We start from the raw sequence: 12,347 nt of genomic DNA on the forward strand, positions 1-12,347 counted from the left end.
CTTCCCAAAATAAAACCTATGAAAACCAAATCCTTGAGTTTTTTATACTTCATCCTGATATTTCTTTTAGGATCATATTCACCCTCATTTGCACAGCAGATCAATACCAAACCCATACTGTCTCCATGGGGGGGGAATGTAGATTCCAATGCGCCTCATCCGGAATATCCAAGGCCTCAGATGGTCAGAGGAAGTTGGAGAAATCTCAACGGCCAATGGGATTACGCCATTTCAGAAAAAGGAAATGGAGCTCCTGTAACCTTTGATGGAAAGATCACTGTTCCCTTTCCTGTTGAATCTTACCTTTCCGGAGTGACCAAGGCGGTCGGTGCAGAAAAGGAATTGTGGTACGATAAGGTCATTCACGTTTCCAATACTGAAAGAAAGGGGAAGGTATTGCTTCACTTTGGAGCAGTGGATTGGGAATCGGAGGTTTTTGTCAATGGAAAATCAGTTGGCAAACATCAGGGAGGATATGATCCTTTTTCATTTGACATCACGGATTTTCTAGCCAAAGGTGTGGATCAAAAAATCACCGTCAGGGTTTGGGATCCAAGCGATAAAGGTCCTCAGCCTCGCGGAAAGCAGGTCAACCAACCCAGAGGGATTTGGTATACGCCTGTAACAGGCATTTGGCAGACTGTGTGGTTGGAGTTTGTTCCAACTACCTACATCAGCCACATCAAAACCACGCCTGATTGGGACAACGGGACTTTTCAATTTTCCATAAATGCCAATACTTCAGATCCGACTTTGACTTATAAAATCATTGCTATGGACAAAGGCTCCAAAGTGGCTGAAAGCTCAGGGACTTTTGGAAAAGAATCAATCCTTAAAATCCCCAATCCAATCAGTTGGTCGTTGGAGAATCCTCACCTATATGACTTTGAAATCAGCTTGCTAAAAGGTAAAAATGTCCTTGACAAAGTCACTTCCTATGGCGCCTTGAGAAAGGTTTCCATTGTTTATGATTCCAAAGGAATGCAGCGTTTTGCATTAAATGATAAACAGGTATTCCACTATGGTCCTTTGGATCAGGGTTGGTGGCCGGATGGATTGTATACAGCTCCAACAGATGAAGCTTTGGCTTTTGACATCATCAAAACCAAAGAAATGGGCTTCAATATGATCAGAAAACATGTCAAAGTCGAGCCGGCCCGCTGGTATTATCATTGTGACAAATTGGGCATGATGGTATGGCAGGACATGCCTAGCGGGGACATGGGAAATAGATGGGAACAAAAGCTAGGCGTAATCGGAAAAGGGACTGATCGGGAAAGGACTCCTGAATCCGAAGCCATTTTCAAAAACGAATGGAAAGCCATCATTGATGCCAATTACAATTTTCCTTCTATCGTTGTTTGGGTGCCGTTCAATGAAGCTTGGGGTCAGTTCAAAACCCATGAGATATCCGATTGGACCAAATCCTATGATCCGACGAGATTGGTCAACAGCGCCAGCGGAGGGAATTTTGAACTGAAAGGAGCAAAAATCGCCGGTGATATCTTGGACATTCACAACTATCCGGATCCGGTGATGCCTTCTGCTGAGTTGTTTGGAAAAATTCAGATCCTTGTTTTGGGAGAGTTTGGCGGATTGGGATTACCTGTCGAAGGACATACCTGGCAGGAAAAAGACAATTGGGGATACCAGAGTTTCAAGTCCAAAGAAGAACTGTTGGACAGGTATAAAATCCTGATGAAAGACCTGCAAGACCTGATTCCAAAGGGCTTGGCAGCAGCTGTCTACACACAAACGACAGATGTCGAAATTGAGACCAACGGAGTCATGACTTACGACCGGAAAGTGATCAAAATGCCTGTGGATGTTTTGAAAAAGTTACATGGGGAGTTGTATAGGTAATTTTATATGGTGATCCGTTTCTTTGCTTGTAACTCTATGTTATTCTTCAAGTGTGACGGAAGACGGAAGTCGGAAGACCGATGTACCGGGCATTTCAGTTTGGAGGCAAGATTTAATTTAGATTACCGATCTACAGGCGAAAAAAGTAAAACTGAGGATTCTAGGAAGGAGCTTTTTGGAGCTTGGGAATCAACAAAAAGTGCCGAAGAGATTATTGAAGACCTAAGATCGAGTAGAAAAACAGATCGAAACATTGAGGAATTGTGATGAACTATTTACTTGACACCAATATCTGTATTTACTTTTTGAAAGGTAGATATGGATTAATTGAAAAAATTGGACAAATAGGATTTGAAAATCTTTATATCTCTGAAATCTCCTTATTTAAAACGAAATCTTAAATGGTCGAAGTGGGGAGGAATGACGGCGGACCGGGCCGGCACTGGCCTTGTGGGTGGATAGGATTTCGCCGTCTTGACTTTTTTGGCTACTTTTTTTGTCAAGAAAAAAAGTAGCTGTAAAAATGACGACTCGATTTCCTGTAGCCCAAAGAACACCTTTAAAGATGATTTTGGTAACCAAAAATAAAAAGCACTTTTCCCGCCTCACTGACATCCAAATTGAGAATTGAACATCATGAAAAAAAATCCTTATAGATTTTCTGTAATTTTTCCATTCATATTGGTCGCAATTATATCTTGCTCCCCCGAAAAAAAATCCTCAGAAATCCAACTCTCGGGCAATCCGATTTTTGAAGGATGGTATGCCGATCCGGAGGCGATCATCTATGGGGATACCTATTGGATTTACCCCACTTATTCTGATAAGTTTTCCAAACAGGTTTTTATGGATTGTTTTTCTTCCAAAGACCTGGTCAATTGGACCAAACATGAGCGGATCATCGACACCGCGGCGGTCCAATGGGCTGATTCAGCGATGTGGGCTCCCGGCGTGATTGAAAACAAAGGGAAGTATTACCTTTTCTTTGCCGCCAACGATGTGCACGAAGGTCAGGTAGGAGGCATCGGCGTGGCTGTAGCCGACCAACCTCAGGGACCTTTTAAGGATTTGCTTGGTAAGCCCTTGATCAATGACATCGTAAACGGTGCGCAGCCTATTGATCAGTTTATTTTCAAAGATAAAGACGGCAGTTTTTTGATGTATTATGGAGGTTGGGGCAAGTGTAATGTGGTCAGGTTAAATGATGAATTTACCGGATTGCTCCCTTTTGAAAATGGAGAATATTACAAAGAAGTGACTCCTAAAAGTTATGTAGAAGGACCATTTATGTTTGTCCGCGATGACAAATATTACTTCATGTGGTCGGAAGGGGGTTGGACAGGTCCTGATTACAAAGTAGCCTATGCGATTTCAGATAGCCCTTTTGGGCCGTTTGAAAGAATCGGGGTTGTCCTCGAGCAGGATCCTGAAGTAGCGACAGGGGCAGGACATCATTCTGTTTTATTTGAACCCGGTTCAGAGCAGTACTACATGGTATACCACAGGAGACCTTTGGGTGAAACCGACGGAAACCACCGTGTAACCTGCATCGACAAAATGGAATTTGACGAAAAAGGTTTTATCAAGCCTGTTAAAATTACTTTTGAAGGAGTGGCTGCCAATCCATTGTAGCACATACGGTTATGATTGAAGTAAAACATCTTTTCCATGAATTGGACATCCTTCTGATTGACTTGCTCAAAAGTCTGGAACCTTCCGACTGGGAAAAAACTACTTCAGCCAAACTTTGGAATGTGAAGGATGTTGCTTCTCATTTATTGGACACCAACTTGCGCACTTTAAGTATCCAAAGAGATAGACATTTTGGAGAAAAACCTCCCAAGATCAATGGCTACGATGATTTGGTAGCTTGGCTCAACCTATTGAATGCAGATTGGATCAAGGCCACCAAGAGGCTAAGTCCAAATGTTTTGATTTCACTATTGGAAAGTAGTGGGAAAGAAGTCTCAGATTATTATGTCAGCCTTCCTGATATGGAAGAAGCGATATTTTCTGTGGCATGGGCAGGGGAGGAGAAGAGCTTGAATTGGATGCATCTCGCTAGGGAATACACTGAAAAATGGCATCACCAACAGCAAATCAGGGATGCAGTAGGTAAACCCGGATTACTTCAGGTAAGGTATTTCGAACCTCTGATGGCCACTTTTATGATGGCATTGCCTTTTGCTTTTGCCAAAGAAAATGCAGCAAATGGCACCGTGATAGAAATCAGGATTGGCGGAGAGTTTACAAAATCCTGGTGGCTTGAAAAAAACCAAGATTATTGGAAGTTACTCAATCAGGTAAGTAACCCACCGACTTCAATTGTCCAATTAGAAGATAAAATAGCTTGGAAACTTTTTTGCAAAAACCTTCGACCGGTTGAAGTTTTGGGTCAAGTGGATATTTCAGGAGATTTCAATTTGGGAAGAAAAGTCCTTGATATGGTTTCAGTCATGGCTTGACAAAACCAAACCAAGCCCGGTAACAATGACGAATTTATCGGAGTCGTCACCTTGAGTCTCAAAAATTTTCAAAAAAACATTCAGAAAAGGAATGACTTTGAAACGATTTTATTTTGGCCTCGGCAAACTCGGCCACCGAGGTTGTGCTTGAGAAAGGGGGAGGAGGAAAAAGCGGCGCAGCCGCTTTTTCCTCCTCCCCCCTCCAAACGCCGAATCTCAGGTCCCTGAGCTTGTCGAAGGGGAAAATTCCATTTCTGTCACTCTGAGTGTAGCAAAGAGTCTCAAAGAATAATGAGATTCTTCACCTTCGCAAGCTGCGGTTCAGAATGACGCAACACCAACCCTCATTCCTTTTCTGAACATTTTAAAATGTGAAGGCCTCAGGATGGGGCTACACCAATCGCCATTACAAAAAAGAAATGGTCGGTAAATCCTACCAACCACCTCCCAATGCTTTATACAATCTGACAGTGGATACGAGTTGATTTTCCAAAGCCAAAGATTTTTCAAATTCTGAATTGAAAAACTCCCTTTCTGCATCAAGTACCTGCAGGAATGAGGTATAGCCATTGTCATACAGCGCCTTGGAGAGCATCAAGGATTTTTCGGTGGCTGCGACTTGGGTGCTCCTTGCTTCAAATTCATTGCTGTAAGTCCTGATTTCTGCCAATGAATTTTCTACCTCTGCAAAAGCCGTCAGTACAGTCTTCTCATATTGAAATCCCAACTGAGAAGCTTTTGCCCTTTCAGCCTCAACCCGTCTTTTGTTTTGGCCAAACCTGAAAAACGGCCCGGCCAATTGACCGGAGAGAACTCCAAGTCCTGCCTGATTGCCAAACAACGTAGAGATTTGTGGGCTTGCCACTCCCAACAAACCTGTCAAGCTGAGAGAAGGAAACCTCAAAGCAACGGCAACACCTATGCGTTCTGTCTGTGCAATAAGCTGCTGCTCAGCGATCTTGATATCGGGTCTTCTTTCAAGCAATTCGGAAGGCAATCCACTTGGGATTTCCAAAGGCAACTGCTGTTGGTTATTTTCCAAGCCCCTAGATATCGGAATATATGTTCTTCCCAACAAGACATTAAAGGCATTTTCGGTGAGGATGATATTTCGCTCAAGGCTGTAGATCTGAGCCTTTGCAACAGCTGCGATTTGCTCTGCCTGGAGTTTATCCAATTCAGATACATTCCCCTTTTCAAACCGGGCGGTGATGATTTCCAGATATTCCAGGCGGGTTTCATAGGCACGTTGGGCGATTTCAAGCCTTTCATCCAATCCCCGAAGCCTGAAATACAATTCTGCCACTTGGGCGACCAAACTGATGTACAATGATTTCTTTGATTCTTCTGTTGCCATCAATTCCGCGAAAGCAGCACGGTTGGCGTGGCGGAGCTTGCCCCACAGGTCGATTTCCCATGACACATTACCCAACAATCCCACCATATTGGGTGAAAAAGTCACTCCTGCCTGTTCGGATAAATTTCTGAATTCGGTAGTCCTTCCCATGGCACTGTAATCAAGGAAAGGATAGAGATTGGCTTTGTTATAACCCAAGATTGCCTTGGCCTCTTCCACCCGGTAAACAGCCGTCATCAGGTCGAGGTTAGAATCAATCGAAATTTGTATCAGACTTTGCAACAAACTGTCCTGGTAAACCTCCCACCACTTCAGATTGGTGATGGAATCAGTTTGGGACATAGCTTGTACATAGCCAACAGGCTTTTGTGTTTCGGGTCGGGAATATCTTGGTCCTACCGCACAGCCGTATGAAGCAATCAGGACAAACAGGAGAAAATATATATTCTTCATATCAATGTGCCGGTTCTGATGGTGAAATAGGTGCATCTGATTTTTTCTTTTTTGCTCCGATGCTTTCAATGAGTACATATAATCCCGGAACCACAATGACTCCGATTATGGTCGCGATCAAGGTGCCACTGAAAACCGCCATTCCCATGACTTTTCGGGCTTCCGAGCCTGCGCCGGATGCTGTAAGCAAAGGAACGACACCTAGCATAAAAGCTAGGGATGTCATTATAATCGGTCGCAGCCTGAGTTTTGCAGCTTTAAGTGCAGCTTCCAACAGTGGCGTTCCACCTTCATATTCCATCTTCGCAAATTCAACAATCAGGATGGCGTTTTTGGCAGTAAGACCGATGAGCATTACCAATCCGATTTGGGCAAATACATTGTTGACATAGCTTGAGCTCCAAAAACCTCCCAACCATAAGCCGAGATAGGCCCCAAGAATGGCCGCAGGAACACCAAGCAATACGCTGAAAGGCAATTTCCAACTTTCATATTGCGCAGCGAGAATCAGAAACACAAAGACCAAAGCCATTAAGAACATGGTACTTCCGGTGCCTTCAGCGGCTTTTTCCTGGTAAGACATATTGCTCCAAGCGATGCTGAGTTCCTTTGGTAGCCCAGCCGCAACTTCTTCCAAGGCCTTGATGGCTTGCGAGGAGCTGAATCCGGCCTTCGGAGCGCCTGAGATTTCAGCGGAACGGTACATGTTAAACCTGTTTGTAGTGGCCGGTCCTGAAATATCTTCCACAGTGGTGACCGTTCCCAAGGGAATAATTTCTCCTTTCTTGCTCCTTACATAATATTTGGACAAATCGGAGGGGTCGAGACGATCTTCCCCTTCAGCTTGTACAAAGACCTTGTATTGCCTGCCAAATCTATTGAAATCATTCAGGTACGCACTTCCCAGGTATGTAGAAATGGTACTGGTAATTTCGGATAGGTCAATGCCAAGTTTTTCTGCTTTGTCATAATCTATACTGATTTTCTTTTGGGGAACATTAGACCTGAAGAGGGTGAAAATATTACCTATTTCAGGTCTCTTTTTCGCTTCGGCGATAAAAAGCTGCGCCTGTTCATCCAAATACTGTGGTGTGTTCCCGGATCTGTCCTGAAGCTGTAGGGTAAATCCGGCAGAGGTTCCAAGACCTTCGATCGGCGGTGGTCCAAAAGCAATGGCCGATGCCTCTGACACCAAATTTCGGAAAGCAAAATTGGTGGCAGCTACCAATTCTTTTGCTGTTCGCTTACGCTCATCCCAAGGCTTCAGCGAAATAAACACAAAAGCATTGTTGGTAGAATAAGAACCTGTGATCAAACTGTACCCCAATACCATGGTGGAATATTCGATTTCTTCAAATCCGGAAAGAATATTTTCAACCTTTTTAGCCACTTGGTCAGTCCTTTCAATAGAAGAAGCATCCGGCAATTGGATATTGACCAAATAGTAACCCTCGTCTTCTTCCGGTAAAAATCCTCCGGGAATTCCTTTGCCCAACAAAACCACAAAAACCATGACAACCCCAATGATCATCGCCGAGCGGATTGATTTTCTGGCCACAATCCCGGCAACACCTGTATATCCCAATGTGAATTTGTCAAATAACCTATTGAAACCATTGAAGAACCTTTGTAACCCACTATTTGACTCTTTCTTTGGCTTTAAAAGTATGGCACAAAGCGCAGGGCTGAGTGTCAAGGCATTGAATGCGGAAAACAAAACCGAAATGGCAATGGTGATGGCAAATTGCTGGTACAGACGACCGGTGATACCCCCGGCAAAAGCTACAGGAACAAATACAGCTGCAAGTATCAGGGCAATGGCAATCACAGGGCCACCGACTTCTTTCATGGCTTTTTGGGTGGCTTCTTTTGGTTTCATGCCATGTTCTATATTGTGCATCACGGCTTCCACCACCACAATCGCATCATCCACCACAAGTCCAATGGCCAAAACCAAACCGAGCAAAGACAACACATTGACCGAAAATCCTAAAAGAGGGAAAATGATAAAAGTGCCCAACAAAGAAACCGGCACTGTCAGTAAAGGAATTAATGTGGCCCTCCAGTCCTGAAGGAATAAGAACACCACCAAAATCACTAAAAATACCGCTTCAAAAAGCGTATGGATAATTTCTTCTATACCGACAGAAATTGCCCGGGTAGTATTCAAGGATACTTCATATTGGAGGTCTTCAGGAAAATAGTTTACCAAATCATTCATGGTATTTTTCACATCCTCTGATACCTCAAGGGCATTGGAACCCGGGATTTGAAATACGACTATGGTTGAGGCAGAATTTGCATTCAACCTACTTGAAGAACTGTAATTGTCCATTCCCAACTCAATTCTGCTGATGTCTTTCAACCTGACTATGGATCCTTTTTCGTCAGATTTGACAATGATATTGCCGAATTCCTCTTCTGTCACCAATCTTTCCTGCAGCGCTACCGTGTAGGTGTAATCGACACCTGGAGGGGTAGGGGCTGCACCGAATTTTCCACCGGGAGAGATTGCGTTTTGCTTTCTGACAGCATTGGAAACATCATTTACCGTGAGATCGAGTTTGGTGAGTTGGTCGGGGTTCAACCATATCCTCATCGAATAATCTGCCCCTCCAAAAAGGAACACATCTCCAACTCCTTTGAGTCGCTTCAGTTGGTCGACGATATTGATATTCGCATAATTGTTCAGGAAAAGTCCGTCATAGGTTTTGTTGGGAGAAGTAAGAGAAACGAGCATCAAAGGAAAAACCAATGATTTTTTGGTCGTAACCCCAAAATTCTTGACCTCTGTAGGCATTTTTGCCGTTGCTTGCGAGACCCTGTTTTGGGTCAGCATGTTGGCGTTGTCCAGATCAGTGCCCACCTCAAAAGAAACCTGAAGAATCAATGTTCCATCTGCGGCATTGATGGATTTCATATAAAGCATGTTTTCCACCCCGTTTACCTGCTGTTCGATAGGGGTAGCAACTGCCTGTTCGACGTTGACGGCATTCGCACCGGTATAATTGGTGGTGACCTGAACCATCGGCGGGGTGATTTCAGGATATTTGGAAACAGGTATTCCCCTTAGGGTAATCAATCCCATGATGATCATCAGGATCGAAATTACCATTGCAACTATTGGCCTTCGGATGAAAAATTCACTCATAAAAACTGGTCTCAGTTTAAGGTTTTGATTTTATTGATTGGGAGAGTTCTCCGGCCATTTTTGTTCGACTACCTCTATTTTGGCATCCGGTGTCAAACTTGCAGATCCTACGATGGCTATCCTGTCACCTGCATTTATACCTTTGGAAATGATCCACCCATCGCCAGACTTTGGACCTGTTTCTACAGCAATTGCCTTAATTGTACTGGAATCTGTCACCACAAAAACCCTCGAAATATGCTGTAACTGCATGACAGCACGCTGCGGTACCATAATGGCACCTGGAAAGGTCTTGATTAAAACCCTTGATTTGACAAAGAGTCCCGGTCTCAATATTCCTCTTGGATTAGGGAATCTTGCCTCAATGGTCAGTGTACCCGTTTTTGGGTCTACCTCTCTATCCGCAAAGTCAACTTCTCCGGTCTCAGGATAAAGTGAACCGTCCGCCATGATGAGTTGAATGTTTTTCTTGGCGGTCTCCAATTCTTCAGTAGTCATTTGAGTCAACCTGAGGTATTCCCTTTCGCTGATCTGGAACCTTACCCTTACTGCACCGATACTGGATATGGTCGTCAATACGGAAGTGGTACCTGACCTGGTGACGTAATCGCCCACTCTAAAATTGGAGATTCCGACCAATCCATCAAATGGGGCATATACCCTCGTATAACCATATTCTACTTTGGCATTTTCAAGCGAAGCTTCAGCAGCCCTTACTTGGGCCTGAGAAGCTTCATACTTCGCTTTGGCATTGTCAAGGTCCTGCTTGCTCAAGGCATTCATTTCAGCCAAAGGCTTGACCCGGCTAAGTTCTCCTTCTGCTCGTACCATTTCTGTTTGCGTGGCGGTCAATTGACTTCTGACTTGGTCAACCCTGTTTTTATATTGGATATCATCGATGATATAAAGCAAATCACCCTTTTTCACAAAGGATCCTTCCTTGAAATTGACAGAAGTGACCCAACCTTCTACTCTCGCCCTTATATCCACATCTGATTCCCCATATACCTGAGCCACAAACTCTTCATAAATGGGGACATCCTTTTGAATGGCTTTTACGACATTAACTTTTACAGGAGGAAGAACGATCTCCTCTTTTTTGGAACAACCCATGACCAAGCCAATTGTCATTAAATACAGAGTCGGCTTTTGGAGGAATCGCAAATAGGTGTGGTAAAATCTCATAATCTTGAAGGAAGGAAAGTCTGAGGACTGTTTTTTATTTGAAATTTTAAAGAAGTGTATTCGGTCAATTACTAATTTCATTCAAAAAGAATAATACTGCTTGGATTCCATGAGGAAAAATATTCCATTACAGTTATAAATCCCGGTTTGATATTCCTAAATAAACCTGAAACATTGATTTTTTTAGGAAAAGAAAATCATAAGTTGTTGTATCGTTTTAATTCTATCCTTGAATTTTCAATAAAAAATCAAAATTTCAAAGAGTAGAGTACATCCACTTTTTTCTAGAATTAATACTTTTTTCGAAAATAGAAAAAAAAACCAAACATGACAATTATCAGGTTTTCGGTTAATAATAAATTTATGAAATTCAATTTTTCCTTACAAAATTTGGCAAGTATGTCAATTCCCAAAAGGGGTATATTTCTGAATATGAATGTCCGTCGATGTTTGTAGCTCCTCAAACACGCGTTATCCTGCTTCTCCAGAAGCTGGATGAAATTGTTTTACCTCAGTGGGCACAGAGAATAGGAGGTTAATTTTCTCCCGCTGATTTCGCAGATTGACGCAGATGTCTCCCGTTATCCTGCTTCTCCTGAAGCAGGTAATAATTATTTTACCACAGAGCTCCCATAGGGCACAGAGAATTGGAGGTTTATTTTTTTACCACAGAAGGCACAGATTGACACAGATGGCTCCTGCTATCCTGCTTCTCCAGAAGCAGGTAATAATTAATTTACCACAGAGCTCCCGGAGGGCACAGAGAATTGGATGGTTATTTTTCTACCACAGATGGCACAGATTGACACAGATGGTTCACGTTATCCTGCTTCTCCAGAAGCTGGATGAAAAATTACCACAGAGCACACAAGGGGCACAGAGAATAGGAGGTTTAATTTTCTCCCGCAGATATCGCAGATTGACGCAGATGTCTCCCGTTATCCTGCTTCTCCAGAAGCAGGTAATAATTATTTTACCACAGAGCTCCCGGAGGGCACAGAGAATTGGAGTTTTATTTTTCTACCACAGATGGCACAGATTGACACAGATGGCTCTCCGCCAATGTTTGAGTCTCCACAAAAATTCGTATCCTCTACCTGCCAATGTTTGTGTCTCCACAAACATTCTTTTCCTCCGCGGCTCCGCGTGAGTTGATATTTTTTACCGCAAAGGACGGGAAGGTTTCGCAAAGGACACCAAGGTTTCGCAATGGTCGCCAATGTTCTAGGAGCTCTAGCCCCATCGGGGCGAAATATTGGTAGCCATGGGTAAGGTGCTACACTGATTTTCATACTTTCTCAAATCCTCATGCGCCGCAGCCCATGGTTTAGAATCGGATGATTGCGGGATTTCGGTCACGAATCTTGTAAATACAAGAATCTCAAATACCGAAATGGTTGGGAAAATTTTATCATTTCAACTCTTCAAACCTGATGATTAAATGATTTATGTTATCTCCTTGTGTCACTTTTTGTCTTACCACAAAAAGTAACCAAAAAAGGCAAGAAATTTTAATCCTATCCGCGCACACGGCCACCGCCGGCCCGGTCCGCCGCGGCGGATCCTCCTCCCCACCAGTTTTCCAAAACAGGATTTTCCTTAAGTATTTGATTATCAAACTTGCCGTTCCAAAGATTTCTCCAAACATTCAGTCCGCCGCGGCGGAGCGAAATATTTGTAGCCATGGGTAAGGTGCTAAATCCATCTTCATACTTTCCAGAGTCTGTATCCACCGCAGCCCATGGTTAAATAGGAATGCCGATATTTTTATTTCGGTCATGGATTTTGTAAAGTAGGAGAATCTACAATACCGAAATGGTAGGGGTAATTTAGTAAGGAACATCAAGAAGAGTGTAGATAGGAAGTAGCTCAA

General features: G+C 43.3%; 7 protein-coding genes. 3 read left to right on the forward strand and 4 right to left on the reverse strand.

Annotation, left to right across the window (positions count from 1 at the left end; translation table 11 throughout):
• The first annotated feature begins 18 nt into the window (after positions 1 to 18).
• The 3 genes from MMU07_RS17065 (at position 19) to MMU07_RS17075 (ending at position 4,328) form a co-directional block, all read left to right on the forward strand.
• Positions 19 to 1,863, forward strand: coding sequence for a glycoside hydrolase family 2 protein (locus MMU07_RS17065; protein WP_241127625.1), 1,845 nt, complete (start codon positions 19 to 21; stop codon positions 1,861 to 1,863).
• A 636-nt stretch (positions 1,864 to 2,499) separates the two neighbouring features.
• On the forward strand, positions 2,500 to 3,495 hold the full coding sequence (locus tag MMU07_RS17070) for a glycoside hydrolase family 43 protein (protein WP_241127627.1): 996 nt from the start codon (positions 2,500 to 2,502) through the stop codon (positions 3,493 to 3,495).
• Positions 3,496 to 3,506: 11 nt separating this feature from the next.
• Positions 3,507 to 4,328 carry a maleylpyruvate isomerase N-terminal domain-containing protein gene (locus MMU07_RS17075; protein WP_241127629.1) on the forward strand — a complete coding sequence of 274 codons (822 nt, stop codon included), beginning with the start codon at positions 3,507 to 3,509 and terminating at the stop codon, positions 4,326 to 4,328.
• Between the two features lie 433 nt (positions 4,329 to 4,761).
• Here the strand turns inward: MMU07_RS17075 and MMU07_RS17080 are convergent, their stop codons facing one another.
• The 4 genes from MMU07_RS17080 to MMU07_RS17095 form a co-directional block, all read right to left on the reverse strand.
• Positions 4,762 to 6,138 (reverse strand): efflux transporter outer membrane subunit, encoded by a 1,377-nt coding sequence (locus tag MMU07_RS17080; protein ID WP_241127631.1) that lies wholly within the window; start codon positions 6,136 to 6,138, stop codon positions 4,762 to 4,764.
• A gap of 1 nt (position 6,139) precedes the next feature.
• The gene (locus MMU07_RS17085) at positions 6,140 to 9,289 is read right to left on the reverse strand and encodes an efflux RND transporter permease subunit (protein ID WP_241127633.1); all 3,150 of its coding nucleotides are present in this window, start codon (positions 9,287 to 9,289) and stop codon (positions 6,140 to 6,142) included.
• A 30-nt stretch (positions 9,290 to 9,319) separates the two neighbouring features.
• Positions 9,320 to 10,402 carry an efflux RND transporter periplasmic adaptor subunit gene (locus tag MMU07_RS17090; RefSeq protein WP_241127635.1) on the reverse strand — a complete coding sequence of 361 codons (1,083 nt, stop codon included), beginning with the start codon at positions 10,400 to 10,402 and terminating at the stop codon, positions 9,320 to 9,322.
• 1,589 nt (positions 10,403 to 11,991) lie between these two features.
• Positions 11,992 to 12,207 carry a hypothetical protein gene (locus tag MMU07_RS17095; protein WP_241127636.1) on the reverse strand — a complete coding sequence of 72 codons (216 nt, stop codon included), beginning with the start codon at positions 12,205 to 12,207 and terminating at the stop codon, positions 11,992 to 11,994.
• Between the last annotated feature and the right edge of the window lie 140 nt (positions 12,208 to 12,347).

The sequence above is a fragment of the Cognataquiflexum nitidum genome (genome assembly GCF_022538055.1).
In the GTDB taxonomy this organism is placed as follows: domain Bacteria; phylum Bacteroidota; class Bacteroidia; order Cytophagales; family Cyclobacteriaceae; genus Cognataquiflexum; species Cognataquiflexum nitidum.

Excerpts from the sequence above, each read along its gene's own strand:
- MMU07_RS17065 (WP_241127625.1), top strand. The coding sequence starts at position 19 with ATGAAAACCAAATCCTTGAGTTTTTTATACTTCATCCTGATATTTCTT.
- MMU07_RS17070 (WP_241127627.1), top strand. The coding sequence starts at position 2,500 with ATGAAAAAAAATCCTTATAGATTTTCTGTAATTTTTCCATTCATATTG.
- MMU07_RS17085 (WP_241127633.1), bottom strand. The coding sequence starts at position 9,289 with ATGAGTGAATTTTTCATCCGAAGGCCAATAGTTGCAATGGTAATTTCG.
- MMU07_RS17080 (WP_241127631.1), bottom strand. The coding sequence starts at position 6,138 with ATGAAGAATATATATTTTCTCCTGTTTGTCCTGATTGCTTCATACGGC.
- MMU07_RS17075 (WP_241127629.1), top strand. The coding sequence starts at position 3,507 with ATGATTGAAGTAAAACATCTTTTCCATGAATTGGACATCCTTCTGATT.
- MMU07_RS17090 (WP_241127635.1), bottom strand. The coding sequence starts at position 10,402 with ATGGGTTGTTCCAAAAAAGAGGAGATCGTTCTTCCTCCTGTAAAAGTT.